The 25,701-nt window shown below is 60.3% G+C and carries 29 protein-coding genes; 11 read left to right on the plus strand and 18 right to left on the minus strand.

Features of this window, described 5'->3' with window-relative positions; genetic code table 11:
- Positions 1–88 precede the first annotated feature (88 nt).
- Genes GUC32_RS06395 through GUC32_RS06410 form a run of 4 tightly spaced genes read left to right on the plus strand, consistent with a single transcriptional unit; the run spans position 89 to position 4,656 of the window.
- Positions 89–613 carry a MarR family winged helix-turn-helix transcriptional regulator gene (locus tag GUC32_RS06395; RefSeq protein ID WP_273830483.1) on the plus strand — a complete coding sequence of 175 codons (525 nt, stop codon included), beginning with the start codon at positions 89–91 and terminating at the stop codon, positions 611–613.
- Positions 610–1,941 (plus strand): cytochrome c, encoded by a 1,332-nt coding sequence (locus tag GUC32_RS06400; RefSeq protein WP_369435621.1) that lies wholly within the window; start codon positions 610–612, stop codon positions 1,939–1,941. The genes GUC32_RS06395 and GUC32_RS06400 overlap by 4 nt, the downstream gene beginning before the upstream one ends.
- Positions 1,942–1,957: 16 nt before the next feature.
- Positions 1,958–2,410, plus strand: coding sequence for a (2Fe-2S)-binding protein (locus GUC32_RS06405; RefSeq protein WP_043136855.1), 453 nt, complete (start codon positions 1,958–1,960; stop codon positions 2,408–2,410).
- A gap of 2 nt (positions 2,411–2,412) precedes the next feature.
- A complete protein-coding gene (locus tag GUC32_RS06410; protein WP_369435622.1) occupies positions 2,413–4,656 on the plus strand; it encodes a molybdopterin cofactor-binding domain-containing protein in 2,244 nt (747 codons plus the stop codon).
- A gap of 38 nt (positions 4,657–4,694) precedes the next feature.
- Here the strand turns inward: GUC32_RS06410 and GUC32_RS06415 are convergent, their stop codons facing one another.
- From GUC32_RS06415 to lsrK, 6 genes are all read right to left on the minus strand, one after another.
- Positions 4,695–4,997, minus strand: coding sequence for a hypothetical protein (locus GUC32_RS06415; protein ID WP_025301990.1), 303 nt, complete (start codon positions 4,995–4,997; stop codon positions 4,695–4,697).
- Entirely contained in the window at positions 4,994–5,629 is a 636-nt protein-coding gene (locus tag GUC32_RS06420) for an AAA family ATPase (RefSeq protein ID WP_025301991.1), read from the minus strand. Before GUC32_RS06420 ends, GUC32_RS06415 begins: the two co-directional genes overlap by 4 nt.
- A 272-nt stretch (positions 5,630–5,901) precedes the next feature.
- Positions 5,902–6,243, minus strand: a complete 342-nt coding sequence (gene yajD, locus GUC32_RS06425) for an HNH nuclease YajD (RefSeq protein ID WP_004939576.1) — start codon at positions 6,241–6,243, stop codon at positions 5,902–5,904.
- Between the two features lie 54 nt (positions 6,244–6,297).
- Positions 6,298–7,215 carry a LysR family transcriptional regulator gene (locus tag GUC32_RS06430; RefSeq protein ID WP_043136865.1) on the minus strand — a complete coding sequence of 306 codons (918 nt, stop codon included), beginning with the start codon at positions 7,213–7,215 and terminating at the stop codon, positions 6,298–6,300.
- 59 nt (positions 7,216–7,274) lie between these two features.
- Positions 7,275–8,459 (minus strand): MFS transporter, encoded by a 1,185-nt coding sequence (locus GUC32_RS06435; protein WP_089180663.1) that lies wholly within the window; start codon positions 8,457–8,459, stop codon positions 7,275–7,277.
- Between the two features lie 220 nt (positions 8,460–8,679).
- On the minus strand, positions 8,680–10,245 hold the full coding sequence (lsrK, locus tag GUC32_RS06440; RefSeq protein ID WP_025301994.1) for an autoinducer-2 kinase: 1,566 nt from the start codon (positions 10,243–10,245) through the stop codon (positions 8,680–8,682).
- A gap of 193 nt (positions 10,246–10,438) precedes the next feature.
- On the opposite strand from lsrK, the gene lsrG reads away from it, so the two are divergent.
- The 3 genes from lsrG (at position 10,439) to GUC32_RS06455 (ending at position 12,399) form a co-directional block, all read left to right on the plus strand.
- Positions 10,439–10,732, plus strand: a complete 294-nt coding sequence (lsrG, locus tag GUC32_RS06445) for a (4S)-4-hydroxy-5-phosphonooxypentane-2,3-dione isomerase (protein ID WP_369435623.1) — start codon at positions 10,439–10,441, stop codon at positions 10,730–10,732.
- Positions 10,733–10,819: 87 nt separating this feature from the next.
- On the plus strand, positions 10,820–11,725 hold the full coding sequence (locus GUC32_RS06450; RefSeq protein ID WP_025301996.1) for an EamA family transporter: 906 nt from the start codon (positions 10,820–10,822) through the stop codon (positions 11,723–11,725).
- A gap of 83 nt (positions 11,726–11,808) precedes the next feature.
- Positions 11,809–12,399 (plus strand): LysE family translocator, encoded by a 591-nt coding sequence (locus GUC32_RS06455; RefSeq protein WP_043136876.1) that lies wholly within the window; start codon positions 11,809–11,811, stop codon positions 12,397–12,399.
- Here GUC32_RS06455 and GUC32_RS06460 read toward each other — a convergent pair.
- Positions 12,375–13,202: an AraC family transcriptional regulator gene (locus GUC32_RS06460; protein ID WP_025301998.1), complete on the minus strand. Its 828-nt coding sequence runs from the start codon at positions 13,200–13,202 to the stop codon at positions 12,375–12,377. The genes GUC32_RS06455 and GUC32_RS06460 overlap by 25 nt on opposite strands.
- Positions 13,203–13,271: 69 nt before the next feature.
- On the opposite strand from GUC32_RS06460, the gene GUC32_RS06465 reads away from it, so the two are divergent.
- Positions 13,272–13,490 carry a hypothetical protein gene (locus GUC32_RS06465; RefSeq protein WP_025301999.1) on the plus strand — a complete coding sequence of 73 codons (219 nt, stop codon included), beginning with the start codon at positions 13,272–13,274 and terminating at the stop codon, positions 13,488–13,490.
- A gap of 9 nt (positions 13,491–13,499) precedes the next feature.
- Here the strand turns inward: GUC32_RS06465 and GUC32_RS06470 are convergent, their stop codons facing one another.
- The 5 genes from GUC32_RS06470 to GUC32_RS06490 form a co-directional block, all read right to left on the minus strand.
- Positions 13,500–14,348 (minus strand): PA4780 family RIO1-like protein kinase, encoded by an 849-nt coding sequence (locus GUC32_RS06470; protein ID WP_025302000.1) that lies wholly within the window; start codon positions 14,346–14,348, stop codon positions 13,500–13,502.
- 120 nt (positions 14,349–14,468) lie between these two features.
- On the minus strand, positions 14,469–15,959 hold the full coding sequence (gene amyA, locus GUC32_RS06475; protein ID WP_197819315.1) for an alpha-amylase: 1,491 nt from the start codon (positions 15,957–15,959) through the stop codon (positions 14,469–14,471).
- 112 nt (positions 15,960–16,071) lie between these two features.
- Entirely contained in the window at positions 16,072–16,728 is a 657-nt protein-coding gene (locus GUC32_RS06480) for a DUF799 domain-containing protein (protein ID WP_089180664.1), read from the minus strand.
- A complete protein-coding gene (locus tag GUC32_RS06485; protein WP_369435624.1) occupies positions 16,725–17,081 on the minus strand; it encodes a DUF4810 domain-containing protein in 357 nt (118 codons plus the stop codon). Before GUC32_RS06485 ends, GUC32_RS06480 begins: the two co-directional genes overlap by 4 nt.
- Before the next feature lie 18 nt (positions 17,082–17,099).
- Complete coding sequence (locus tag GUC32_RS06490) at positions 17,100–17,771, minus strand: CsgG/HfaB family protein (protein WP_016928605.1); 672 nt, start codon at positions 17,769–17,771, stop codon at positions 17,100–17,102.
- Between the two features lie 480 nt (positions 17,772–18,251).
- Between GUC32_RS06490 and GUC32_RS06495 the strand changes: the two genes are divergently transcribed.
- Positions 18,252–19,157: a helix-turn-helix domain-containing GNAT family N-acetyltransferase gene (locus tag GUC32_RS06495; protein WP_043136888.1), complete on the plus strand. Its 906-nt coding sequence runs from the start codon at positions 18,252–18,254 to the stop codon at positions 19,155–19,157.
- 84 nt (positions 19,158–19,241) lie between these two features.
- Positions 19,242–20,540: an SLC13 family permease gene (locus GUC32_RS06500; protein ID WP_043136891.1), complete on the plus strand. Its 1,299-nt coding sequence runs from the start codon at positions 19,242–19,244 to the stop codon at positions 20,538–20,540.
- Here GUC32_RS06500 and dapF read toward each other — a convergent pair.
- From dapF to GUC32_RS06515, 3 genes are all read right to left on the minus strand, one after another.
- Complete coding sequence (dapF, locus tag GUC32_RS06505) at positions 20,476–21,390, minus strand: diaminopimelate epimerase (RefSeq protein ID WP_369435625.1); 915 nt, start codon at positions 21,388–21,390, stop codon at positions 20,476–20,478. The genes GUC32_RS06500 and dapF overlap by 65 nt on opposite strands.
- Positions 21,391–21,503: 113 nt before the next feature.
- Positions 21,504–21,761, minus strand: coding sequence for a YdgH/BhsA/McbA-like domain containing protein (locus tag GUC32_RS06510; RefSeq protein WP_016928601.1), 258 nt, complete (start codon positions 21,759–21,761; stop codon positions 21,504–21,506).
- 192 nt (positions 21,762–21,953) lie between these two features.
- The gene (locus tag GUC32_RS06515; RefSeq protein ID WP_033637578.1) at positions 21,954–22,211 is read right to left on the minus strand and encodes a DUF1471 domain-containing protein; all 258 of its coding nucleotides are present in this window, start codon (positions 22,209–22,211) and stop codon (positions 21,954–21,956) included.
- Between the two features lie 176 nt (positions 22,212–22,387).
- On the opposite strand from GUC32_RS06515, the gene GUC32_RS06520 reads away from it, so the two are divergent.
- A complete protein-coding gene (locus GUC32_RS06520) occupies positions 22,388–23,032 on the plus strand; it encodes a TetR/AcrR family transcriptional regulator (RefSeq protein ID WP_049203879.1) in 645 nt (214 codons plus the stop codon).
- A 35-nt stretch (positions 23,033–23,067) separates the two neighbouring features.
- Here the strand turns inward: GUC32_RS06520 and GUC32_RS06525 are convergent, their stop codons facing one another.
- The 3 genes from GUC32_RS06525 to GUC32_RS06535 are packed head-to-tail and all read right to left on the minus strand — an operon-like array spanning position 23,068 to position 25,592.
- On the minus strand, positions 23,068–23,886 hold the full coding sequence (locus tag GUC32_RS06525) for a MetQ/NlpA family ABC transporter substrate-binding protein (RefSeq protein ID WP_043136906.1): 819 nt from the start codon (positions 23,884–23,886) through the stop codon (positions 23,068–23,070).
- 19 nt (positions 23,887–23,905) lie between these two features.
- Entirely contained in the window at positions 23,906–24,574 is a 669-nt protein-coding gene (locus GUC32_RS06530; RefSeq protein WP_004939505.1) for a methionine ABC transporter permease, read from the minus strand.
- A complete protein-coding gene (locus GUC32_RS06535) occupies positions 24,567–25,592 on the minus strand; it encodes a methionine ABC transporter ATP-binding protein (RefSeq protein WP_025302007.1) in 1,026 nt (341 codons plus the stop codon). Before GUC32_RS06535 ends, GUC32_RS06530 begins: the two co-directional genes overlap by 8 nt.
- Positions 25,593–25,701 lie beyond the last annotated feature (109 nt).

Genomic DNA, 25,701 nt, shown 5'->3' on the forward strand with positions numbered 1-25,701 from the left:
TTATTTTCCCTCATCTGCTTGATCCTGTTCTCATGTTCGATCTACTATTTGTTTGCACAAGCAAATAAATAATCGAGAGCAATCCGATATGCCACAACCACGTAAACTTCCTGCTGCACTGGGCATCCATCTGGATGTGACCAATCGCCTGTGGCGCACGGCGATGGACCAGTCGGTGAAAATGACCAATCTGACGCGTCCGCACTGGCTGGCGCTAAGTGCGATTGCCGACTTGGGGGAGGGCTGCACGTTGAAAGACGTTTCGCAGCATTTGAACGCCGAAGTCTCGACGATGTCGCGCGCGCTGCTGTTTCTGGAAAAAAATCGGCTTATCGCTCGCGATGCTCTGTCCGAAGATAAGCGCGCCAAAGGCGTGAGAATGACCGAGGCCGGGCAGGAGATGTTGGCGCAGTTGGATCATTCCAGCCAGCAAGCGCGGGAAAAACTGCTCAACGGTATTTCGGCCGACGATCTGGAGGCTTTTTACCGCGTATTGTTTGGCATCAAACATAACGCGATAGCGATGCTCGAACAGGACAATCTGTTGCCGGACGAGTTTGCGCTGTTGGCGGAGGAGCGAGCGGGGGCGATGAAGCCGGAAGGTGAAGCGTGAACGGCCGCTGGCGGAGAGCACAACAGCGGTGCGTTATCGCGTTGGGGATCTTCTCCTGCTCGGTCTTCGCCAGCCAGAATGACCAACAGGTCATCGCACGGGGAAAATATCTGGCTACCGCCGCAGATTGCGCGGCTTGTCACCGCGGCAGCGCCCAACAGGACGCCCCCTATGTCGGCGGTTATGCCATCGCTTCGCCGATGGGCGACATCATCGCCAGTAATATCACGCCCGCCAAAGGAACCGGCATTGGCGACTACAGTGAACCGGAGTTTCGCCGCGCCTTAACGCAGGGCATTCGGCGGGACGGTCAACCCTTGTATCCCGCCATGCCCTATACCGCTTATCAGGGGTTGAGCGATGACGATCTGCACGCGTTGTATCGCTATTTTATGGCCGGGGTCGCACCGGTCGATCGTGCGGTGCCTGAGACCCAACTGAGGTTCCCTTTTTCCTGGCGTTATGCGATCCACGGCTGGAACTGGCTGTTTCTGAAAAAAACGCCCGTCGATGCAGACGAGAAGAAGGCGCGTGGTCGCTATCTGGTGGATGTGTTGGGGCATTGCTCGGCGTGTCACAGCCCACGTAATGGGATGATGGCTGAACGCGACGATCGCTACCTGGCGGGCGGGGAGGCAGGCGGTTGGATCGCGCCGAATATCACCTCGGATCCCGTGAGCGGCATCGGCGGCTGGAGCCGGGAAGAATTGGTGCAGTATCTGCGTACCGGGCGCAATGATAAAGCTCAGGCGGCCGGCGGCATGGCGGAGGCGGTGGAGCATAGCCTGCGTTTCCTGAGTGACGACGATCTCGGCGCCATCGCCGATTGGCTCAAACAAACGCCGCCGATCGTCACCGTGCAAGGAACGAAAGCGGCCTATCAATACCAGGGGGGCGGTAAAGGCCGCGCCGCCGGCCAGGCGCTGTATGCCGCTGCCTGCGCCAGCTGCCATCGTCTGGGCGGCGAGGGGGCTTACGACGGCCATTTCCCTTCTTTGACGCACAATTCCACCGTAGGCAGCGAGCAGGCCAATAATCTGATCATGGTGATGCTGCATGGCGTGCAGCGCCAGGGAGAGGCGCTGCAGACCTGGATGCCGGGATTTGCCGATAGCCTGGATGACTGGCAACTGGCCGAGTTGGGCAATTACGTATTGCAGCAATTCGGCAATCCGGCGGTCAGGATAACGCCGGAGCAAGTGGCTCGGCAGCGGGCGGGCGGTGAAAAACCGCTGTTGATTACGTCATTGCCTTATGTGTTCTGGGGCGGCGTATTGCTGGTATTGATCGTCATTGGGGCGTGGGTGAAACGTCGGGTGAAGCATTGATCCAAGAGAGGATGGCATGAAGTTCAATTTGAACGGCCAGGCGGTCGAATTTAACGGCGAGCCGGATACGCCGCTGCTGTGGGTGATCCGAGAACATTTTAAGTTAACCGGCACCAAGTTCGGCTGCGGTATTGGCGCCTGTGGCGCCTGTACGGTACATGTCGACGGTAAGGCAGTGCGTTCATGTTGCTATCCGCTGCAATTGGTGCGCGATCGGCAGGTGACCACCATCGAAGGGCTGTCCCTCGATCGCCGTCATCCGGTGCAGCAGGCCTGGATTGCGGAGGATGTGCCGCAGTGCGGCTACTGCCAATCAGGCATGATCATGGCGGTCAGCGCGCTGCTGGCGGAACACCCGAGGCCGGACGATCGGCAGATAGATGCGGGCCTGACCAATCTGTGCCGCTGCGCCACCTACCACCGGATCCGTGCGGCGGTGCACCGCGCCGCGGACAAGGGAGGATCTTGAGTATGGCGATCACCCGCAGAGCCTTGATAAAAGGCAGCGCGTTGGCAGTGGCCGCCATGCTGCTGCCGATATCGACGCGTAGCCTGGCGGCCGTGGTTTCACAGGACGTGGCGCCACCGGACGGTCAGCATGAATTGAACGATTGGATCTGGATCGATCGCGATGGGCGCATCGTTATCGGCGTGTCGCAATGTGAGGTCGGGCAGGGGATTTACACCGGCCTGGCCGAAGTGGTGGCGGCGGAGATGGATGCCGATTGGGCGCAGGTGACGGTGAAATTCGTCACCGGCCGTGACGCTTACCGTCAGGTTGCCGGGGGCGAGGCTTTCGCACAGTTTGTCGCCGCCTCAACCTCCATGACCAAATTTTATCAGCGTGCCCGGCTGGCCGGCGCACAGGCGAGAGATTTTTTTCTGCGGGCCGGCGCAAAACATTTCGCGCTTTCACCGGCGCAGTGCCGCACGGAGAAAGGCTGGGTGCTTGAGAAAGGCGGACAGCGCAAGGTCGCCTACGGCGATCTGGTGCGCTATGCCGCCGAGCTGCCGTTGGATCCGCAGCCTGGTTTAAAGAGTGAGGCGCAAGAGCGAGAGAGTGTCATTGGCAAGCCGCTGTTGCGGGTTGATACGCCGGAGAAAGTGGACGGCAGTGCGATTTACGGTATCGATATCGACTTGCCGGAGATGCTGATCGGCGTTCCCTGGATGGTGCCCGATCTCAGCGGAAAGCTGGTCGCCGTGCGCAATGAACGGCAGATTCGGGCCATGCCGGGCGTGGTGGATCTGGTGCTGACCCGGCAGTGGTCGATGAACAACATGGTCGGATTGGATCACGATATGTCGCTCAATACGGTGATCGTGGTGGCGGCGAGCTACTGGCAGGCCAAAAAGGCGGCGGATTTGCTGGAGGTCGACTGGCTGCCGGGCGTAGGAAAAGCGCTGACCGATAGTGCGATTGCGGCAGAGAATCTGGCGATGCTGGATGGCGATACGCTGGTGCCGGCGGTCGATCGCGGCGAGGCGTCGGCGTTGATTCGTGGCGCTGAACAAGGTTCACGCTTGCATGAGGCGCGTTACAGCGCACCTTATGTGGCGCACGCCACTCTGGAGCCTTGCAATGCCACCAGCCATTACGGCGAGGGCCGTATCGAAACCTGGGGCCCTTTCCAGGGCCAGGACATGGTACGCAACGTTCTGGCGAAAATGTTCGGGCTGAAGCCGACGGATGTGGTGGTGAATACGACCTATCTGGGGGGCAGCTTTGGGCGCAAATATCTGCCGGATGCCGTGATGCATGCTACCGCCGCCTCCCGGGTGGTGGGGAAACCGGTCAAAGTGATCTATCCGCGCGAGATCGACATGCGGCATGAATACTATCGTCCGGCCTGTATCAGCCATTATCGGGCGCTGTTGGATGAAAACGACTATCCGCAGGCGCTGTGGGCGCGCTATGCCGGGCAGTCTCTCTTCTGGCAAATGCGGCGCGAAACGGTCAACGAGGCCGGGGGATGGGATGAAAGTATGGTGGAGTGCGTTTACAGCACGCCGTATCGCATCCCACACCTGAAGGTGGAGGCCGGCATCGTCGAACAGCCGATCTCCCTGAGCTATCTGCGCGGTGTCGGCAGCGTCGCCAGCCTGTTCTTTTTGGAAAGCTTTATCAGCGAACTCAGCCATAAGGCCAACCGGGACGAATATTCGTATCGGCGGCATCTGTTGCAAGACAGCCCGGAAGCGTTGCGCGTCCTGGACGCCACCGCGGCGGCGGCCGGTTGGCAGCATGAGCCGCCGCTGGGCGTTTATCGCGGTATGGCGTGCAATATTTGGGTCGGCCGCAATAACGCTTTCACCACCTACGTCGGTTTGGTGGTTGAAATCGCCATCCAGGGGGGGCGACTACGGGTGCTGCGCGCGGTATGTGCGATTGACTGTGGCAAGGTGATAAACCCGAACCTGGTGCGTGCCAACGTAGAGGGCGGCATCGGCTTTGCGCTGACCACCTGTCTGCACAGCGAGCTGCATTTTGAACGGGGCGGCGTGGTGGAAGGGAATTTCGATCGCTATCCGCTGCTCGCGATCGCCGAAATGCCCAAGGTGGAGGTCGTGGTGCTCGATAGCGCGCGTGCACCGCAGGGATGCGGGGAAGTATCGACTGCGGTGGTCGCCCCGGCGATAGCCAGCGCGCTGCATAAGGCCACCGGCAAAACCTATCGTACTATGCCGTTCCCACGCGAGTTCTCGTCGGTGTAACGGCAGCCGCCGGTTTGGCCAGCCGGCGGGCCGTGCGGTCAGAGCTTTTTCAGCAGTTCCAGCAGTTGCGCTTCGCTTTTCTCCGCCAATCCGTCGATCGCCAGTTTGATGATGTCGGAACGGGTGATGCGCACGATGCCGTTGCGCGCCGCCTGCACGATCACTTCATCGATAGCCTCAATGTGGTTGTCCGTCAGGCTGACGGAGATCGCCTTATAGGTTCGCTTGCGGCCGGCCGGTTTGGCTTCTGGCGCGGGCGCCGCGACCGGCAGCGTGTGCGAGGTGGCGCTGTTGATGAATTCGTCTTCCGACATGCGGTGGGTGGGGGTGCGTTTTTTCACAGGATCACCTCTTTCACCAGGCATTCAATTTCGCTCTGCGCCTTTTCGTTGTTCGCCTCGTGCACGGTGATGGCTTCACCCCAGGCGTCACGGTAAATCTTGCGGTCGCACAGGCGGTTGCTCACCAGGGTGAACTCCGGGTATTCGCTCAGCACCTGCGCCGCTTCGTTGGCTTCATTAATGAAGATATTGGTCGGGCACATGTTCAACACGATGTAGCCTTTGACCTTCTCGTTGTATTCCTGCGCGGTGGAGAACATCTCCGACAGATAGCCAATGGTGTCGAGATCCATCTGCGAAGGGCGCAGCGGCGAGAGGAACAGATCGGCGGCCAGCAGGCCGGAGCGCAGTTCGGCGCTGTCGCGGCCGGCGGTGTCGACGATCACGTAGTCGTAATGGCGATCGAGCTCCAGCAGCGTTTCCTTGATTTTACCCGACGCGGCCACCACCGGAATGTGCGGCAGCCCCTCGACGTTCTGACGGTCGTTGTACCAGGTCATGATCGACTTCTGGTCGTCGGCATCGACGATGATCGCCGTCTTGCCTTGCTTAAGAATCAGATACCCGGCGATGTTCACCGCTTTCGTCGACTTGCCGACGCCGCCTTTTTGCGAGCCAATCAGGACAATCATGCTGCCATCTCTCAAGTTATTAAGCTGATAACTTATTAAGTTAATATGCTTATTAGGTTGATAATCAAACAGGTTAACAAGAACAACTCGCGAACAATATGCACCAACTGCGGCGGCTTGCCAAGCCAGTATGTTGTTAACTGCGCAGCTTATTTTGCGGTGAATCGGCCGGGTGGGTAAGTAGGAATTCTCTGGGAAGTGGCGGAACGGAAGAGAGTTTTTGTTAATTTAACAGCTTAATAAGTTAGTGGCTCATTAAGCTGTCGATGGCGTTACTTCTTCATCATCGCCTTCAGGTTGGCGAACGGGTTGTGGGTGGCGACGCCGATATCTTTCTGAGCGTCTTCACCGGCCACCACCGTTGAACCGTATTGATCGGCCTCGGTGTATTTCGAGTGTTCGTGGTCGTGACAATACAGGCACAGCATTTCCCAGTTGCTGCCGTCTTCCGGGTTGTTGCTGTGATCGTGATCGATATGGTGCACCGTCAGTTCGCGCAGGTTGGAATAAACGAATTCGCGTGAGCAGCGCCCGCACACCCAGGGGAACAGTTTCAGCGCTTTTTCGCGGTAGCCGGTTTCCAGCTTCGCATAGTTTTTGGGGATATAGGCCATGGTGGTTGTCCGTCGTGAATCGCTATGCGGCAAATAATACCACACTGCGTGCGGCTACAACGTGCGGCTCATCTTGCCGTTGTCAAAAGTCTCCACCGCCCAGTCGATAAACGCCCGCAGCTTGCCGCTGAGGTGGCGATTGGACGGGTAGACCACGTACATTTGCTCCGGCGGCGGCTGCCAATCGTGCAGCAGACTGACCAGCTCGCCGCTGTCGAGGTGCGGCTGCGCCATAAACCGATAGATCTGGATGATGCCCAATCCGGCCAGGCTCGCCGCCAGCAGCGCGTTGCCTTCATTGATGCTGACCGGGGAACGCTGTTGAATGGCGATCTCTTTGCCGTGTTCGGCATAGCGCTGCGGGTGGATGCGGTCGTTAAGCGGGTGGCGATAGTGCACCATCGGAAAACCCTGTTCCAGATCGCACGGGTGGCGCGGCGTACCGTGAAGCGCCAGGTAGGCTGGGGTGGCGCAGCTGACCCAGTCCAAATCGAACAGGCGCCGGGCGATCAGGCTGGAGTCGGCCAACGGACCGCTGCGGATCACGCAGTCGGTGCTGTCGCTGATCAGATCGATCACGCGGTCGCCGACGCTCAGATCGATCTGTATCTGCGGATAGCGTGCCAGAAAGTCGGGCAGTGCCGGCAGCAGTAAGCGACGTGCGGTGCCACCGCCGGTGTCGATACGCAGCACGCCCTGCGGAGAGCTTTGCGATTCGGTCAGGCAGCCTTCCATCTGCTCCAAATCCGCCAGCCATTTCACCGTATTCTGGTAATAGCATTCACCTTCGCGGGTGACCGACACGCTGCGGGTGGTGCGCTGGAACAGCTTGGTCTGCAGGTGATCCTCCAGATTCTGGATCAGCTTGGTGACCGTCGCTTTCGGCATGCCCAGCGACTCGGCGGCGCGGGTAAAGCCGCCGGTTTCCACCACGCGGTTAAATACCCGGATAGCGAGCAAATGATGGTCCATAGGTTCTCAACGCCATGCCCCGGCGACGGCCGGGGCATGTTTCTGCAGATAGATAATGATTAACACTGTTTAGCGCCAATCGCGCCGGAGCGCAAGCTGAGGCCGAATACCAGCGTGGCGGAAAGGATCAGCGCGCCGCCGAACAGCATGGCGCTGCTGACGCCCTGCCAGTCCACCACCTCGCCGCCCAGCAGGGCGCCGGAAGCCAGCGCGATCTGGATGACGCACACCAACAGCGCCTGACCGGCCTCCGGCGCCTGCGGCACGGCGGCGAACATCCAGTTGGTGGCGCAGACCGGCACGGCGCCAAAGGCCAGCCCCCATACCAGCACCATCAGCGTGGCGCCGGCGAGGCCGCTGAGCAGCGGCGAAACGATCAAAATGCCCGCCAGCATGGCGGCGATCAGTATGAAGGTGGCGCGCAGGCTGTATTCCCCCAGACGCTCGCCGAGGAAGGTGCCCAGCAGGCCGATGGCGCCATAGGCCAACAGCTGCAGTGAGATAGCCGATGGGCTGAGGACGAACACCTGCTGCAGCAGGGGCCGCAGGTAGGTGTAGGCGGCGAAGTGGCCGATGAACAACAGCACGATGGCGATCAGGCCGATGCGCGCCATCGGCAGGCGCAGCGGCAGTACCAGATCGCGCGGTGTGACCGGCCGGGACGGTGGTACCGAGGTCAGCAAACGCAGCTGCGCCAACAGCACGCCGACCGCCAATGCCGCACCGCCGAAGAAGGCGGCGCGCCAGCCGAACAGATCGCCGATCAGCGCCCCGGCCGGCACGCCGCACACCGCGCCGACCGAGATGCCGCTGAGGATCAGCGCGGTGGCGCGGCCCTGGCTGGCTTCCGGCACCAGATGGCGGCCGTAGTTGGCGGCGAACGACCAGAAACCGCCGACGCAGATGCCCAGCAGCACGCGGCCCAGCAGCATCATCGGGAAGTTGACGGCCAGCGCCGCCACCAGGTTGGACACCATCAGCAGCAGCGACAGCCCCAGCATCAGTAAACGCCGATCCAGACGGCCGGAAATCAGGCTCAATGCGGGAGCGGCCACCGCCGCCACGATGCCGGGCATGGTGACCATCAGCCCGGCGGTGCCGGTGCTGACGCCGAGCGAAGGGGCGATGTTGGTCAGCAGGCCGATCGGCAAGAACTCGGTGGTGACCATGACAAAACAGGCGACCGTCAGCGAGAAGATCGCCGGCCACGGGGATGATGCAGAGTTATCTTTATTATTCAGCATAATGCCGCTCGTCTCAGGTGAATGCGCAGGCCGCGCTCGGGGCGCGGTGTGATCAAAGTCACAATCTACGGCAGGCCGAAGGCGCAGATAAATCCATCTGCGGTGGTTACACTGTTTCTGAAGGGAAACAATCGCGGCGGCGAGTGAAAACGCGGCTCGCGCCGCGCCTAAGAGAAAGGAATAAAACGGCATAAGGTTATGACCGAATGCCGCGTGGCGCTTATAGCCCCGGCGCTTTCCACAGCGAGGTGGTCAGGCCGTTGTCCACCAGCGTCAGCTGATCGGCGTAGACCCGCCGCCAGGTTTCTTTCTGTTCCTGATACAGCGCGTGGTGGGTCATGTCCGGCTGATGCTCGCGCTCCCAGCGCACCAATCGCTCGCCGGTTTCGGCCAGCGACTCGTATAACCCGGCGCCGACGCCGGCGGCGATCGCGCAGCCCAGCGCGGTGGCCTCTTTCACCACCGGTACCCGTACCGTCAGCCCGGTGACGTCGCTGAGGATCTGGCTCCACAGTTTGCCCTTGGCACCGCCGCCGGCGAACACCAGCGAGCGCGCCTGCACGCCGGAGAAGGCGGCGATCTGCTCCAGATTGCAGGCGGAGACGATGGCGGCATTCTCCTCCAGCGCGCGGAACAGCGTCTGTTTGTTGCAGCGCTCCGGATCGATAGACATGTTGATGAACGACGGCGCCGCGTGATACCAGGTTTTGAAATGCATGGCGTCGGAAAAGATGGGCATCACGCCGTAGGCGCCCGGCGGCACTCTGGCCGCCATCTCTTCCAGCAGGCTATAGGCATCGACGCCCAGCCGCTCCGCCAGCAGTTTCTCTTCGGCGCAGAACGCGTCGCGGAACCAGCGCATGGTCAGGCCGGTAAAGAAGCTGATGGATTCTGCCTGCGCCATGCCGGGAATGACGTGAGGGTTGATGCGGATGTTCATCTCCGGATCGATGGCCGGCTCCGGCAGGTTGACGATTTGCTGCCAGAAGGTGCCGCCGAGCACCGCCGTCTGCCCGGCGCGCACGATGCCAAGCCCCAGGCTGCCGAGCTGCACGTCGCCGCCGCCCATCACCACCGGGGTGCCGCGCAGCAGCCCGCTTTCCTGCGCCGCCTGTTCGGTGACGCACCCCAGCACGCTGCCGGTCTCTTTCACCGGCGACAGAATATCGGCGCGCAGCCCGGCCATATCGAGCAGCGCCGGCCGCCAGTCACGGCTGCTCAGATCCAGCATGCCGGTGGTGCCGGCGTTGGAAGGATCGACCGCCAGCTCGCCGCTCAGCATGTTGGCCAGCCAGTCGCTGATCATGGTCAGCGTCGCCGCCTGGCGATAGATGTCCGGGCGGTGGTGCGCCAGCCATAGCAGGCGCGGCATGGCGCTCAGCGCCAGCGTCTGGCCGGAGTATTGATACACCTCGCGTTCGAAGCCGTGGTTGTGCAGCTCTTTCAGTTCACTGACCTCATGGCTGGCGCGCGCATCGACGTTGGCACAGGCCCAGATCGGCACGCCGTTGCGATCGTACAGAACGATGCCTTCGCGCATCGAGCAGCAGGCCACCGCGCGGATCGCCTGAGCGCTCAATCCAGCGCGTTGCATTGCCTGGCGGATGCACTGGCAGGCCAGCTGCCAGTTGCGGTTGAGGTCAAACTCCATTGAGCCGGGTACGCCCGGCACCGCCAGGTGTTGCCACTCCGCCTGGCCGTGCGCGATCTGGTTACCCGCCAAATCGAAGATCACGGCGCGAATGCTGCCTGTTCCTGCATCCAGCGCCATCAAGTAGTTATCCATAGCCTATGCTCTCAGGGGGAGGAGTGTTAACTATAGATGCCGCCGTCTTCCCTCGCCGGGGGTGGGGTGGGCATCGCCGGTGCGATTTGTGAGCCAGGCGGCAAAATTGCCGTTGCGGCAGGGCAATCGACGGGAATGAACCTATGGTTGGAAAGCGCCATGCTACGGCGCGCCGTTCAAACAAGGAGCTGTCATGCACGTCACATTGGTAGAGATCAACGTTAAACAGGACAAAATCGACGAATTTATCGACGTTTTCCGCGCCAATCATCTGGGGGCGATCGAAGAGCCGGGCAACCTGCGCTTCGACGTGCTGCAGGATGAGCATATTCCGACGCGGTTTTACATCTACGAAGCCTATCGCGACGAGCAGGCGGTGGCGGCGCATAAGCAGACCCCGCATTACCTGCAGTGCGTGGAGAAGCTGAAAGCGCTGATGACCGGCCCGCGCAAGAAAACCACCTTTATCGGCCTGATGCCGGAATAAGCGCCGGCGTTTGCCGGTGTCCATGTCCCCGGTTTGGTTGTAATCTGCAAGGTAAAGCGAATTTTCAATGGGATAAGCGGGGCGAGGATGACATTGCGCGATCGGCTGTTGGCGCTGTTGGTGGTGGTGATCTGGGGTGTGAATTTCGTCGTCATCAAGTTCGGTTTACAGGGCATGCCCCCGTTTCTGCTGGCTGGGATGCGCTTTTTGCTGGTGGCGTTGCCGGCGATCTTCTTTATTCCGCGCCCGACGATCCCGTGGAAATGGCTGTTGCTGTACGGCATGACCATGAGCTTCGCGCAGTTCGCGTTTTTGTTCGTCGCCATCAAGGTGGGCATGCCGGCGGGGCTGGCCTCACTGGTGCTGCAGGCGCAGGTGTTTTTCACCCTGCTGTTGGGTGTCGTGCTGATGGGCGAAAAGCTGCGCGTCAACCATTTCGTCGGCATTGCTATCGCCAGCGGCGGCATGCTGGTGCTGGCGCAGGCCAGCCTGCATAAGCCGGGCAGCGGCGCGGTCCCCCTGGCGGGCCTGCTGCTGACCCTGGCGGCGGCGTTTTCCTGGGCGCTGGGCAACCTGACCAACAAGAAGATCCTGGCCGGTTTCCCGCAGCGCAACATTTTGTCGCTGGTGGTGTGGAGCGCGCCGATCCCGGTCGTGCCGTTCCTGGTCTGCAGCTGGCTGTTCGACGGCCCGCAGGTGGTGCTCGCCAGCCTGAGCCATGTGCAGGTCGGCACCTGGCTGGCGATTGCCTATCTGGCGTTCGCCGCCACGCTGTTCGGTTATTCTGTGTGGGGCAGCCTGCTGGGGCGCTACGAAACCTGGCGCGTCGCGCCGTTGACGCTGCTGGTACCGTTGGTCGGGCTGTTTGCCGCCTGGCTGCTGCTGGACGAAGCGCTGTCGCCGGCGCAGTTCGGCGGCGCATTGCTGGTGCTGGCCGGCATGGCGGTCAACACCTTTGGGCTGCCGCGCCGCCGGGCCGTCGCCGTGCGCTAAATTGAACAGGGCAATTCTGTTCAATACGTTGTCGGCGCGGCCCGGCACTCTGGCACCTGTGAATATTTTCTCAGGTGCCCATCATGAATATCTACCTTTCCATGGCCGCGTTCGCGCTGGCGGCCTCCATCACCCCCGGCCCGGTCAACATCGTCGCATTGAGCGCCGGGGCGCAATTCGGCTTTGGCGCGACCCAGCGTCACGTATTCGGCGCCACGCTGGGGTTTACCCTGTTGCTGTTACTGCTGGGATTGGGCATGCACCAACTGCTGATCCTGTGGCCGGCGCTGACCCGCTTGATTCAGTGGGCCGGCGTGGCCTTCCTGCTGTTTATGGCCTACCGGCTGGCGTTTGACGACGGCAGGCTGGGCAACGGCGCGGCGCAGGCGCCTTCCTGTTGGTACGGCGCGCTGATGCAATGGCTGAATCCCAAGGCATGGTTGGCGTCGGTGGCCAGCCTCGGCGCTTTTGTCGGCGACGGCGACATCCGGCTGCTGTGGCAATTCGCCGGGCTCTACTTCGTGATTTGCTATGCCTCAGTGGCCTGCTGGGCCTATGTCGGTGCGATGCTGCGCGGCCTGCTCAGGCAGGCGCGCAACGTACAGCGTTTCAACCGCGTGATGGCGGCGTTGCTGGCGGCCAGCGCCTGCTATCTGTTGGCGGAGGGTTTTTGATACTGGCCGGGCGTGGCGGCCAGCAGCTGTTTGAAGGTGCGCTGAAAGTGCGCCTGATCGGCAAAGCCGCTTTCGCTGGCGGCCGCGGCGATCGGCAGGCCGCTTTTCAATAGCCGATGGCCGTGCTGCACGCGGCGGTTGACCAGATAGGCGTGCGGCGTCATGCCGTAACGCTGGCGGAAGGCGCGGATCAGGTAAGAGGGCGAGAGCGCGGCGGCGCGGCAAATATCGTCCAGCGTCAGCGGCCGGGTACAGTGCGCGTCGATAAACGCCGCCGCCGCTTCCAGCCGGGCATGCGGCGGTGTCTCCGGCTGGCGGCCGCTGCCCAGCCCGAGCTGCAGGGCGCTGAAATACTCCACCATGGCGATCTGTTTTTCCAGCGCGCTGCACAGCGGATCCGTCAGCAGCGCATAAAGCCGATTCAGGCCGTGGAACAGCGCCGGATCGCGGCTGTGCGGCTGGCTGAAGGGAACAAAACGCTCGCCTTCGCCCCCGAGCAGCTCCTGCTGCAGCGCGCCGATCCAGGCGAGATCGAGATAGAACATGATGTATGACCAACGGCGGTCGGCGATCGGATTACAGGCATGCGCCTGCTGCGGGTTGATGACAACCAGATCGCCGGCGCTAACCTGCATGCGCCGCTCGCCGTTGACATAGGTGCTGACGCCGCCGGTGATGGCACCGATGGAAAAGAATTCGTGGCTGTGCAGGCTGTAACACGCCTGGCGGCCATCCGCGATGGCGCGGGCTTCGACGAACGGCAACTGCGGATCGCGCCAGAACTGCGGCGTTTTTTCACTCATACGCTTTCCTTTTCACTGCGGTGGCATCACAGTGTTATAGCCTGAAAGCGACGAGAGGGGGAATGGCGGATGATGATTTTTAACGTGTTCGGCCGTCTGCTGGGCGTGAAGCGCATCGGGGATGAGTGGCGGCTGTTCCGCGTGACGCTGCCGGAGCGCAAGTATGCCCCCAGCCACGATATCGTGCTGCCGGCCGATCTGCGCGAAGAGGAGATCGCCGGCTATCTGGGGGATATTTATCACGAGGCCGCGACGCCGCAGCGGCCGGACGTGTTTCGCGTCGAATAGCGCGGCGCGTTACTCTTCCGCGTTGCGCGCCATGATGCGGCGCTGGTGTTCCTCGCTGGCGGCCTGGATCTCTTCCAGCACCGAGCCGACATCGGCGCGCTTCTGGATTTCGCTGAACCGGCCGCTGAGGGCGCTGTCCGGCGTCAGATTGCCTTCCTGATACAGCGCCCAAATCTCTTTGGCGTATTGGCTGTCGCGCAGTTCCGGCGCGAATTGGCCATAATATTCCGCCAAATTGTTGATATCGCGCTCGAACATGCTTTTGGCGTGGTTGTTGGCGGCGGCGTCCACCACCTGCGGCAGATCGATGATCACCGGCCCGTCTTTATCCATCAGCACATTGAATTCCGACAGATCGCCGTGCACCAGCCCGGCGCACAGCATGCGCACCGCGTAGTTCATCATCAGGGCGTGATCGGCCCGCGCCTGTTCCGGCGTCAGGATGACATCGCTCAGGCGCGGCGCCACCAGACCTTCTTCGTCGGTAATTAGCTCCATCAGCAGCACGCCGTCCAGGCAGATATCCGGCTGCGGCACCCGCACCCCGGCCTTGGCCAGCAGATACAGCGCGTCCACTTCGGTGTTTTGCCAGGCTTCTTCCTGCTGCTGGCGGCCGAATTTGGAGCCTTTGCTCATGGCGCGCGCGTCGCGGCTGTTGCGCACCTTGCGCCCTTCCTGATAGTGAACGGCCTGCTTGAAGTTGCGCTTCTCGGCCTCTTTGTACACTTTGGCGCAGCGGATCTCATCGCCGCAGCGCACGATAAACACGTCGGCTTCTTTGCCGCTTTTCAACCGGCGGATGACATCGTCGATTAACCCGTCATCTACCAGCGGCTGGAGTCGTTTTGGAATTTTCATGCAGCCTTGTACCCTATTTAGGCTCCGGTGTGAATGGCTTGCGCAGTTGATAGCGTAAGTTAGACCCGAAAGGCAAACATTAGTTTTGCCGCCGCGGCATCATTGCACGGCGGCGGGCGTTCACAGGCTGCCTGTCGGCACCCAGACGCTGACGCTGCCGGCGTTGACCGGGAAATGGGCGCTGCCCTGGTCGTCGGTGGTGATTTCCTCCTGGCGGTTACCGAGGAAATCGCGCCAGGCGGTGTGCGCCAAATCGGCGCCCAGCGCGACCGTCTTGCCGCTCTCGCTGCCGTTGGTCAGTACCACCACGCAGCCGGGGGCCTCGGCGGTGCCGGCGCGGCTGAAGGCCACGCAGTGGCTGTCGTCGAAGTAGTCGGTTTGCGGGCCGTTGGCGAAGCGCTGGCGGGCGGCGATCAGCTTCTCCAACCCCGGGATCGCCGGCATGTCAATCTGGTACTCGCCGCCGTCGCGCCCTTTGTCGCGGTAGCTGGCGCCATACAAATCGGGGTAAAACACGCAGGGCACGCCCTGTTCACGCAGCAGGATCAGCGCGTAGGCCAGCGGTTTGAACCAGGGTTCCACCGGCGCTTCCAGCGATTGCAGCGGCTGGGTATCGTGGTTGGCGACCAGCGTCACCGCGTGGGCCGGATCGGCGGCGGTCAGGGTATCGGTGAAGATCTGCGCCATGTCGAAGCCGTCGCCCTGTTTCGATGCCTGATGAAACTTCAGGTGCAGCGCCACGTCGAACAGCATCACCTTGCCGTCCACCAACTCGATGTATTGTTGCAGCGCGCCGAGGTCGTGCGACCAGTATTCGGCAACGATAAACAGATCGCGCTGCGCGCTGTCGCGCACGTGATCCGCCCACTCTTTGAAAAACCAGGCGGGGATGTGTTTGGCGGCGTCGAGGCGGAAGCCGTCGCACGGCAGCGTGTCCAGCAGCCAGCGCGCCCAGTATTTGAGCTCCTCCGTCACGGCGGTATTGCGGAACTCCACATCGGCGCCCATCAGATAGTCATAGTTGCCTTTCTCGTCGTCGACCTGATCGTTCCAGCCGTCGTCGCCGTAGTCGTTGGCGATTTTAAACACCCCTTTGTCGTCCGGCTGCTCAACGTAATCGACGCCGCTGAAGCATTTGTAATCCCAGATAAACTCGGAATGCACGCCCTGGCGGCCGGGAAAGGTGAAGCGGGTGTAGGCCAGCGCGTCGAAGCCCTGGTCGTCGATGTCGTTGCGGTTGTTGGCGTCCACCTTGAACACGTGTACCCGTTCTTTTTCGTCCGCGCCGAGCTTGTGGTTGAACACCACGTCGTAGATCACCCCCACGCCGTGTTCGCGCAGCGTAGTGGCGGCATGTTCCAGCGCCGCCTTGTCGCCGTATTTGGTGGCCACGCTGCCTTTCTGGTCAAATTCGCCCAGATCGAACAGATCGTAGGTGTCGTAGCCGACGGAGTAGCCGCCGGAAGCGCCCTTGCAGGCGGGGGGCAGCCACAGATCGGTGATGCCCAGTTCGGCAAGGTGCGGGGCGCGCTCGGCGGCCTCCTGCCACAGTTTGCCGCCGTCGGGGTAGTACCAGTGGAAGAATTGCAGCAGGGTGGTTTTTTTCGTCATGAGCCAGCGTCCCGGTTAGCCAGAAGGAAAGGAGCAGTTAAAGCATGGGCTACTTTTGGCAAAAGGGACAAGTTTGACATAGGCGGCCCGAGAAGGCCGCCCGAGAGACTGCTTAACGCTGGCTGGCGTAATGAGGCGAGCGCGGGCCATAAAGAATGGCGCCGTTCTGACCTGTTGCCGACAGGAGGCGAGTGTTGGCGATGGCGCCAATGTCGAACCCTTTGTCGCTGATGGTATCCGCGATTTGTGAAATCGCGGCGCTGATCACCATGCCCAGCAGGCCACCGGAATTGTTGTTGCCTTCGTTGCTGGATGCGGTAGCGGTGCCGGCCCACAGCTGTTTGCCGTTGCGCAGGTCAACCAGGCGAGCGGCTACGGTAACGCGAGTTTCACTGCTGATCACCATGTAGCTGGTACCGTATTGCGTGACATCCAGGTACAGCACGGTGTCGGCGCCGAAAATCTGGTGCAGTTTTTTCGGACTGACGGCGCGGATGTCGTTGGCGTTGGTTAGACCGTTTTGCAGGAAGGTTTCCTCCACTACAGCGACCGGCAGCACATAGTAACCGGCCTCGGCCAGCGGTAAGGTTGCACTGGCGAGCACGCTGTGGCTGGCTTTGACATCCGGCGACTGATTAACCGGCGGCAAGACCAGGATCGACTTCGGCTTGCTCTCATGGAATGCCGCATAGTCATAAGGCGTTTGCTTGGCACAGCCGCTCAGCAACAGGGTGGCGGCAACGCTGAGGAAAGTGAGTACACGCTTCATTTAAAGCTCCCCTTATCCTTGGCCATCAGGAAATTCATAAACGGTGCCGATTCCGGGAACAGCGTTTTTTCCGTGTTGAATTCAATTATGGCTTGTCCGTCGTTGCCGGTTTTGTTGTACAGCAGCCCCAGTTGCGCATGCAGCCCCGGCGGTACGGCTTTATCCTTGGCGCGGGATTTCTCGACGATCTCTTTCAGCGTAGCGATCTGCTGCTCAGGGCTTTGCCCCTCCTGCTGGTAGTATTGATAGAGAGAAGTTTGGTAGCCATCCCAATTGTAAAGCGTTTTCGGCGCGGCGCAGCCGGCCAGCAGGGTCGCTGCAAACAGCGCCCCGCCCATTTTTTTAGTTATCATCTTTCTGCTTCTAGTCCGTTAGTTAGCAGGGCGCCATGCGCCGTTTTCGATACCGGTAACCAGGTTATTGACGGCTTCACGCACGGCCAGATCCAGTACCTTGCCGTTAAGGGTGGAGTCGTAGCTGGCAGTGCCCCCGAAACCGATAATTTCGCGATTGGACAGTTCGTATTCACCGGCGCCCTGAGAGGAATAGACGACTTCTGAGGTCTGTACGTTCACCACGTTCAGATTGACTTTGGCGTAAGCGACCTGTGATTTACCACGGCCCAAAATGCCCCACAGCTGATGATCGCCGACTTCTTTGCGGCCGAATTCGGTGACATCGCCGGTAATCACATAGTTGGCGCCTTTCAGCGTTTGTGCTTTCCCTTTAATGCCGGCTTCAGTTTTCAGCTCTTCCATGTTGGCGCGATCCAGCACGTTGAAACGGCCAGTCTGCTGCAAATGCGTGATCAGGATAGTCTTGGACTGATTGCCCAGCCGATCGACGCCATCGGAGAAGATGCCATTCATGTAGCTGGAGCGGTTGTCGAATTTACCGACGGCGATAGGGCTGCGTGGGCCCTGATAAGTGGTGTTGTAGGAAGCCACTTTCGGCACTTCCAAAGAGCGGGAGGATTCGGTCGCGCAGCCTGCCAGCAAAGTGACGGAAAGGGCGACGGAACAGACGGCGAGTGATTTTTTCATTGGTGTGCAATCTCTCCATGAGCATAAAACAGCGCGGGAGCAACCCGCGCCCGACGTTGATATAACGAGCGCTGTCGCCGTTATAGAAACGCCGCGATCCTGCCATGAATATGTAACAAATTACAACAAGATATCGGCATTAATGTCGCTATTAACATTGTTGTAACCTATTGTAATACAATGGATTGATATCGATTTTCTCTTTTACCCTCAGATTTTTTCACGATTGTATGTTTTTTAACTGGTTTATTATTTTATAAACATTAAATTAATGAATTTTTATTCTAATTTTTTTAATTAATCAGTTTACTGTATTGGGTGATGTAACGTTTTGCATCAGCTCCTCTGTTATACCGGGGTTCATGGCGGCTTGATGATCCGTTAAGGTAGTGAGAATTAGGTAACACTATCAACTAAATCTCATTTTTTATCGGTAGCTAATTGGGGATATCAATTGTGAACATCAGGGATTTCAGGGCATTGGCGCGCAGTTTGGTCAGAGAATTCGGCATGTTGAACAAGCAGAGCAACGGCTCGCGCTTTTCGCCGCTGCAGATCCATCTGATGATCGAAGTCAGCGAGCAGCCGCTGGGCGTCACCGAGCTGGCGGCCCGACTTTGCATCGACAAGGCCAGCGCCAGCCGGGCGCTGCGCAGCCTGGTCGCCGCCGGCGTGATAGAAACGGTGGATCATCCGGATGACAAGCGGCACAACCTGCATCGGCTGAGTAAACAGGGCGGCAAGGCGCTGGCCGGCATCGAGAGCGACGCCGACGGTTTTATGCAGGCGGCGCTGGCGCAGTTGGATGACGATGAGCTGGCGAGCACCACTGCGGCGATGAAAAAGATGGCCGCGGCGCTGCGCAGCGCGCGCAAACAGCGCGACGCCAACCTGCGGGTGCGGCCGATCGCCGCGCGCGACGATGCGGCGATGGCGGCGATCATTCGCGACGTGTTTCGCGAGTACGGCATGGGCAAGATGGAAGGGGTCAGCCTGCACGATCCGGATCTCGATCGGCTGACCGGCCTGTATCACGACAACGGCGGCCGCTACTGGGTGCTGGAGCGGGACGGGCAGGTGGTGGGGGGCGTCGGCATGGCGCCGCTGGCCGGCGAAGAGCCCGGCTATTGCGAACTGCAAAAACTGTTCTTCAAACCCGGCGCGCGCGGGCTGGGCATGGCGCGCTATATGGTGGTGCAGGCGATGAAGGCGGCGCGGGCGGCAGGGTATCGCTATTGCTATCTGGAAACCACCGAACAGTTGAAAGAGGCGATTGGGCTGTATTACGCGCTGGGTTTCACGCTGTTGACGGAACGGCGCGGCAATACCGGCCACCACGGCTGCAATGTGTGCATGCTGAAAAATCTGCAGAACGACGATATGTGAGCGGTTTCAAGGTTAACGCCTGCGCCTTGTGTCACCCTGTTAACCGTTTGATAACAATCACAACGTTTTATCAGGGAGGAAACTATGTTGGGGGATCCGATGGCGCTGTCCGCGCTGGTCACGCTGGTGGTCATCGCGCTATGGGCCAGCGCCCGCTTGCCGGAGTATTTGGTCGCGCTGCTGTTCTTTGCGGCGGTGATGGTATTGCAGCTGGCGCCCGCCGCGGTGACCTTTTCCGGTTTCGCGTCCTCCGCATTCTGGCTGGTGCTCAGCGGTTTCGTGTTGGGCAGCGCCATCCGCAGCACCGGCTTGGCGGATCGTCTGGCCAACCGGCTCTTGCCGCATCTGGCCGGTTCCTGGCCGCGCCTGGTGGGCGGCGTGGTGGCAATAAGCTACGCGTTGGCGTTTGTCATGCCCTCGAACATGGGGCGGATTACGCTGCTGATGCCGATCGTCATGGCGTTGGCCGAGCGCGCCGGCCTGGCGGAAGGCTCGCGCGGCCGCATCGGTTTGGCGCTGGCGGTGGGGTTCGGCACCTTCCAGCTCTCCGCCAGCATTTTGCCGGCCAACGTGCCCAACCTGGTGATGAGCGGTGCGGCGGAAAGCGCCTACGGCAGCCACTTCGCTTATCTCTCTTATCTGCTGTTGCATGCCCCGGTGCTCGGGGTGGCCAAAGGCGCATTGTTGACGCTGTGCATCTGCGGCCTGTTCCGGGCGCGGCCGCAACCGGTGGTGGCCGAGGCGGGGCAAACGCCGCTCAGTGCCGCCGAGTGGCGACTGATCGCGCTGTTGGGCATTACGGTGCTGCTGTGGATGACCGACAGCTGGCACGGCATCGCCCCCGCCTGGATCGGGTTGGCGGCGGCCTGCGTCTGCCTGCTGCCGCGCCTCGGTTTTCTCAACGGCGAACAGTTCGCCGCCGGCGTTAACGTGCGCACCTGTATTTACGTGGCGGGGATCCTGGGGCTGACCGCGTTGGTCAGCCACTCGGGTCTCGGCGATCGGTTGGGCGGTGCGCTGCTGGCGATGATGCCGGATCTGCACGGCAAGCCGTTTACCGCATTCGGTTCGTTGGTGGGGATCACGGCGTTGCTGAATTTTGTGGTGACCGCCAACGGCGTGCCGGCGCTGTTTACTCCGCTGGCGCAGGCGCTGTCCGCAGGCAGCGGCCTGCCGCTGCTGACGGTGCTGATGACCCAGGTGATCGGTTACGCCACGCCGCTGTTGCCGTATCAGGCCTCGCCGATCGTGGTGGCGATGGGGATGGGCAAAGTGCCGGCGCGTGAAGGGCTAAAGCTGTGTCTGCTGTTGGCCGCGCTCAGCTTTGCGCTGCTGGTGCCGTTGGATTATCTGTGGTTCCGGCTGCTGGGGTGGATCCCGTAAACAGCCCCGCACCGCCGGCAAAACAATCTTCGTCCAGCGTCAGGGTGGCGATTTTGTGCACCGGCCCGCGCATGCTGACCTGAAAATCGCCGCTGAAGGCGATCTGCAGTTCGCCGCCCGGCATCCGCACGCTAACCCGATCGCCGACTCGTCCCAACTTGCGCATCACGCTGGCGGCGGCGCAGCTGCTGCTGCCGGAGGCGAGGGTAAAGCCGGCGCCGCGCTCCCAGATGCCGATGCGCAGCGTCTGGCGATCGACCACTTCCACCAGTTGTACATTGGTGCGTTTCGGGAACAGCGGATGGCGTTCAATCAGCGGTCCGAGCCGATGCACCTGCGCCAGATCCAGTTTTTCCACCGGCACCACGCAGTGCGGGTTGCCCATCGACACCAGCGAAACACTTAACGTCTCCTCCTTCAGGGGCAGCGGATAGTTCAGCGCCTCCGGCAGATCGATCAAGGCCGGCAGCGCCGCCGGGCTGAAATTGGCGCGCCCCATCTCCACGGTTATCTGATGCGCGTCTTCCGCCACCTGGCAACGCACGTCGCCGCCGGCGGTGTGCACCAGAAACGGCTGATGCCCTACGCGCTCGCTGTCAAACAGATAGCGCGCGTAGATACGCAGGCCGTTGCCGCTTTTCTCCGCTTCGGAGCCGTCCGGGTTGATGATGCGCAGGGTGGGATTGACGGCGTCACCACTGTCGATCAGCAGGCCGTCGGAACCGATGCCGTAATGCGGGTGGCACAACAGGCGGATCTGTTCCTGGCTCAGACGATCGGCGACCGAACGGTGGCAGACCAGGTAGTCGTTGCCCAGGCCGTGATATTTGTGAAACAGCAGGGGAGTCATGGCGTTGCTCGGCTCAGCAAGAAAAGGTGGCTACAGCTTACAACAGAATGTTGGCGTCAAAACAAACAAAAGGCGGCCTGAGCCGCCCTTTTGCACGATTGCCTATCTGGCCATTAATTGTAGATGATCGCGGTGCCGTGCAGTTTGTTGTCACCGGTGGTGGCGATGATCTGGAAGGATTTGGCGCCCGCCGCGTCGGCTTTGGCCGCCAGTTTGTTTTCCAGGCTGCTCAGGTCGGACGCACCGCTGACGGTGACGACGCCGGCTTTTTGCAGGTCGGCGGGTTGTGCGTTAACCAGATCGGCGGCGAAGCTGCCGAAGGAGACGGAAGCCAGTGCGATGGCTGCGATGGTCATTTTCAGGTTTTTCATGGTCTTATTTCCTATCTTTGTTCTTTACGATGTTTGTTTTGTAAGGTCGTTAAATTGATTAACGATCGATAATTTAATGTTAGATGCCGGTTTGACGGATTGCAAGTATTTTTTAATGCTCGTTAATTAATTTTTTTTACGCCCTGGCGCTGTGAGCAATAAGGGTATGCAGTCCACAGGATTAATGCTTTGTTATTGATAGATTTCTGCAGTACCATGCAGCTGGTTGTTACCGCCGGCGCCGATGATGCGGAAGGATTTTGCGCCTGCCTGATCGGCTTTAGCGGCCAGGCTGCTTTCCAGCGAGGTCAGATCGGATGCGCCGCTGACGGTGATGACGCCCACTTTCTGTTGATCTGCCGGTTGGTTCTGGACTAAATCGGCGGCGAAGCTGCCGAAGGAAACGCTGGCCAGAGTGAGAGCTGCTAAGGTTAATTTTAAATTTTTCATGATGTTAATTCCTTTCTGATAACGGTCAATAGAGGGTTTTAATCTGCTTCGTTAAATTATCTTAACGATCGATAACTAAATGCTAATCGGTTCTCGACGAACGCGCAATATTTTTTTATAATGATCGTTAAGTTATTTGTGCTAAGCCTGCCGTGGAGCGGGATAGGAGAGGAACGATGAGCATCAATGAAGCGGTCTGCGGCAAGAAAAGCCGTGGCAGACCAAAACAATTTGATCGCGACCGGGCGCTGGAAAGCGCGCTCGATCTGTTCTGGCGGCACGGTTATGAAGCCACCTCGCTGGCCGATCTGGTGGAAGTGACCGGCGCCAAGGCGCCGACGCTGTATGCGGAATTCGGCAACAAAGAGGGGATGTTCCGCGCGGCGGTGGAACGCTATCTGCAAAAATACACCACCTGCACCAACCAGCTGTTGGAACAGGATGTGCCGGTGGCCGAGATCGTCGAGGCCTACGTGCGCTCTTCCGTCGAAGTGTTTACCGACCCCGATACGCCGTCAGGCTGTTTTATGGTGTGCGCCTCCGCGGCACTGTCGTCTGCTTCCGACGACGTCGCCCAGATGCTGCGCAAAAAACATCATGCCCAGGAAGCGGCGCTGAAAGTCTGCTTCGATCGCAAGGTGCAGCAGGGCGAATTGTTGGCGAAAACCGATACCGCGCTGCTGGCGAAATACGTCATTTGCACCATTGAAGGCATGTCGGTGCAGGCGCGAGAAGGGGCAAGCCGGAGCGAGCTGTTGCGGTTGCTGGAGGCGCTGATGCTGGTGTGGCCGCGGCTCAGCCAGATTGGCAATAAGGTGTAGAAACAGGCCCGGTTTTCACCGGGCCGTATAACCTACTACTGATTGACCGGGATCACCGCGCCCTGGTACTTCTCGCGGATAAAGTCCTGAATCGGCTTGGAGTGCAGCACTTTCACCAGCGCCACGATCTCCGGCTTGTTCACGTCGGCTTTGTGCACGGTGATGATGTTGGCGTACGGGTTGTTTTCGCCGCTTTCGACCGCGATCGGATCCTTGGTCGGATTCAGCCCGGCGTCGATGGCGTAGTTGGCGTTGATCACCACCGCGTCACCTTCGTTGTTGTTGTACATCTGCGGCAGCAGCGCGCCTTCAACGTTCGCCTGGAACTTCAGGTGTTTCGGGTTTTCCACCACGTCGGTGATGCGCGCGTCCACCTTGCTCACCCCTGGCTTCAGCTTGATCACGCCTTGCTGCTCAAAAATTGACAGGATGCGGCCTTCTTCCGCCACCGCGTCGCGCATGATGATTTTGCCGTTTTCCGGCAGATCTTTCAGGCTCTTGTACTTCTTCGAGTAGATGCCGATAGGCTCAATATGGATCGCGCCGGCGCTGACGAAGTCGTAGCTCTTGTCGTCGGCGTGGTCTTTCAGCACCGAGTTCAGGTAAGGCACGTGCTGGAAGTAGTTGGCGTCGATGTCGTGGCTGGCCAAGGCGGTGTTCGGCAGAATGTAATCCTGGAAGCGCTTGATCTGCAGATCGATGCCTTCCTTCGCCAGTATCGGTTTGGCCTGTTCGAGGATCTCGGCGTGCGGCACGTTGGAGGCGCCGACCACCAGCTTGGTCGCCGCGGCGGCGCCGTAAGAGGCGAGGGTGGCGACAGAGGCGAAAGCCAACATCAGTAAGTGCTTTTTCATCATCGTTTTCCTTGGTTAATTAACGTTTATCGAGCGTTCTTGTCAGGGTGTCGCCAATGAACTGAATGACGAAAACGATCAGCAGAATCGTCAGCGTCGCCACCAGCGTCACGTCACTGTGGTTGCGTTGGAAGCCTTCCAGATAGGCCAGGTTGCCCAGGCCACCGGCGCCGATCACCCCGGCCATCGCGGTGTAGCTCACCAGCGCGATCAGGGTGACGGTGATGCCGGAAACCAGCGCCGGGGAACTCTCCGGCAGCAATACGCGGAAAATCAGGGTGCGGTTTTTGGCGCCCATCGACCGCGCCGCTTCGATTACCCCTTTGTCGACCTCGCGCAGCGCGATCTCCACCAACCGGGCGTAGAACGGCGCCGCGCCAACGATCAGCGCCGGCAGGGCAGCGTCCGCGCCGAGAATGGTGCCGATCAGCGATTTGGTGAACGGGATCAGCAGCACGATCAGAATGATGAACGGAATGGAGCGGAAGACGTTGACCAGTACGGAGATCAGCGAGTAGACAGCCCGGTTCTGCAGCAGCTGGCCCTTCGAGGTTAAAAACAGCAGCACGCCGAGCACGATGCCCAGCACCAGCGTGGCCAAACCGGCGATGCCGGTCATGTACAGCGTTTCCCAGGTGGCGTCCCACAGTTGGTCCAGACGCAGGTGGGGGAACAGGGATTCAATCATGTTGGATAACCTCGACGGCGATATCTCTTTCGTGCAGCAGGCTGAGCATGTCGGCGACTTGTTGTTCGTTGCCTTCGGCGTGAATGTACAGTTCGCCGAACGAACCGTTGAGGGTGTGGCTGATCTTGCCGTGCAGAATGTTGACGGTCAGGGCGTAGCGCCGGATCACTTCGGAGATCACCGCCTGATGGGTTTGCACGCCCACGAAGGTCAGCTTGAAAATCGCCCCCGGCAGATGAGCGGTGAGCAGCGGATTGAAGCTCTCTTCCGTGTCCGCATACTGCGACACCTGTTTGACGAATTGCCGGGTGATCGGCTGTTGTGGCCGGGTGAACACGTCAAGCACCGGGCCTTCTTCGACGATGCGGCCGTTTTCCATTACCGCCACGCGGTGGCAGATTTTGCGCACCACGTGCATCTCGTGGGTGATCAGCACGATGGTCAATTTCAGCTGGCGATTGATGTCCAGCAGCAGGTCGAGAATGGCGTCGGTGGTTTGCGGATCGAGCGCCGAGGTGGCTTCGTCGCACAGCAGCACGCTCGGGTTATTGGCCAGCGCGCGGGCGATGCCGACGCGCTGTTTCTGGCCGCCGCTGAGCTGCGACGGATAGGCGTTTTCGCGCCCCTGCAGGCCGACCAGCGCGATCAGTTCCGCCACGCGCGGCGCAATCTGCGCCTTGGGCACGCCGGCGATCTGCATGGAAAAAGCGATATTCTGGCTGACGGTGCGCGACCACAGCAGGTTGAAGTGCTGGAACACCATGCTGATTTTCAGGCGTGCCTGGCGCAGATGGCTGCCTTTGGCGCGGGCAATATCGAAACCGCCCACGTCAATGCGGCCGCTGGTGGGCGTTTCCAGGCCGTTGAGCAGGCGGATCAGCGTGCTTTTGCCCGCGCCGCTGTAGCCGATGATGCCGTAAATTTGCCCGGCGTCCACCGCCAGACTGACGTCGTCTACCGCCACGACGCGGCCCTGTGCGCTGTCAAAAGTTTTGCAAACGTTCGAAAGAACGATCATAACGAAGCGGATCCTTATCGATACATCACAGCATTCCGTCCGGAGCGCGTTGCGCCGGACAGGGATCGTTCGGCTTTTCGGCGGGGCACGACCCGGCGGGAAGTGGCGG

The sequence above is a fragment of the Serratia sp. NGAS9 genome, assembly GCF_009905295.1.
GTDB classification, from domain to species: Bacteria; Pseudomonadota; Gammaproteobacteria; order Enterobacterales; family Enterobacteriaceae; genus Serratia; species Serratia bockelmannii.

Coding starts and splice junctions, on each gene's coding strand:
- GUC32_RS06395 (WP_273830483.1), top strand. CDS start 89: ATGCCACAACCACGTAAACTTCCTGCTGCACTGGGCATCCATCTGGAT.
- GUC32_RS06405 (WP_043136855.1), top strand. CDS start 1,958: ATGAAGTTCAATTTGAACGGCCAGGCGGTCGAATTTAACGGCGAGCCG.
- GUC32_RS06410 (WP_369435622.1), top strand. CDS start 2,413: ATGGCGATCACCCGCAGAGCCTTGATAAAAGGCAGCGCGTTGGCAGTG.
- GUC32_RS06420 (WP_025301991.1), bottom strand. CDS start 5,629: ATGATTGTCCTGATTGGCTCGCAAAAAGGCGGCGTCGGCAAGTCGACG.
- yajD (WP_004939576.1), bottom strand. CDS start 6,243: ATGGCCTATATCCCCAAAAACTATGCGAAGCTGGAAACCGGCTACCGC.
- GUC32_RS06430 (WP_043136865.1), bottom strand. CDS start 7,215: ATGGACCATCATTTGCTCGCTATCCGGGTATTTAACCGCGTGGTGGAA.
- GUC32_RS06435 (WP_089180663.1), bottom strand. CDS start 8,459: ATGCTGAATAATAAAGATAACTCTGCATCATCCCCGTGGCCGGCGATC.
- lsrK (WP_025301994.1), bottom strand. CDS start 10,245: ATGGATAACTACTTGATGGCGCTGGATGCAGGAACAGGCAGCATTCGC.
- lsrG (WP_369435623.1), top strand. CDS start 10,439: ATGCACGTCACATTGGTAGAGATCAACGTTAAACAGGACAAAATCGAC.
- GUC32_RS06450 (WP_025301996.1), top strand. CDS start 10,820: ATGACATTGCGCGATCGGCTGTTGGCGCTGTTGGTGGTGGTGATCTGG.
- GUC32_RS06455 (WP_043136876.1), top strand. CDS start 11,809: ATGAATATCTACCTTTCCATGGCCGCGTTCGCGCTGGCGGCCTCCATC.
- GUC32_RS06460 (WP_025301998.1), bottom strand. CDS start 13,202: ATGAGTGAAAAAACGCCGCAGTTCTGGCGCGATCCGCAGTTGCCGTTC.
- GUC32_RS06465 (WP_025301999.1), top strand. CDS start 13,272: ATGATGATTTTTAACGTGTTCGGCCGTCTGCTGGGCGTGAAGCGCATC.
- GUC32_RS06470 (WP_025302000.1), bottom strand. CDS start 14,348: ATGAAAATTCCAAAACGACTCCAGCCGCTGGTAGATGACGGGTTAATC.
- amyA (WP_197819315.1), bottom strand. CDS start 15,959: ATGACGAAAAAAACCACCCTGCTGCAATTCTTCCACTGGTACTACCCC.
- GUC32_RS06480 (WP_089180664.1), bottom strand. CDS start 16,728: ATGAAGCGTGTACTCACTTTCCTCAGCGTTGCCGCCACCCTGTTGCTG.
- GUC32_RS06485 (WP_369435624.1), bottom strand. CDS start 17,081: ATGATAACTAAAAAAATGGGCGGGGCGCTGTTTGCAGCGACCCTGCTG.
- GUC32_RS06490 (WP_016928605.1), bottom strand. CDS start 17,771: ATGAAAAAATCACTCGCCGTCTGTTCCGTCGCCCTTTCCGTCACTTTG.
- GUC32_RS06500 (WP_043136891.1), top strand. CDS start 19,242: ATGTTGGGGGATCCGATGGCGCTGTCCGCGCTGGTCACGCTGGTGGTC.
- dapF (WP_369435625.1), bottom strand. CDS start 21,390: ATGACTCCCCTGCTGTTTCACAAATATCACGGCCTGGGCAACGACTAC.
- GUC32_RS06510 (WP_016928601.1), bottom strand. CDS start 21,761: ATGAAAAACCTGAAAATGACCATCGCAGCCATCGCACTGGCTTCCGTC.
- GUC32_RS06515 (WP_033637578.1), bottom strand. CDS start 22,211: ATGAAAAATTTAAAATTAACCTTAGCAGCTCTCACTCTGGCCAGCGTT.
- GUC32_RS06520 (WP_049203879.1), top strand. CDS start 22,388: ATGAGCATCAATGAAGCGGTCTGCGGCAAGAAAAGCCGTGGCAGACCA.
- GUC32_RS06525 (WP_043136906.1), bottom strand. CDS start 23,886: ATGAAAAAGCACTTACTGATGTTGGCTTTCGCCTCTGTCGCCACCCTC.
- GUC32_RS06530 (WP_004939505.1), bottom strand. CDS start 24,574: ATGATTGAATCCCTGTTCCCCCACCTGCGTCTGGACCAACTGTGGGAC.
- GUC32_RS06535 (WP_025302007.1), bottom strand. CDS start 25,592: ATGATCGTTCTTTCGAACGTTTGCAAAACTTTTGACAGCGCACAGGGC.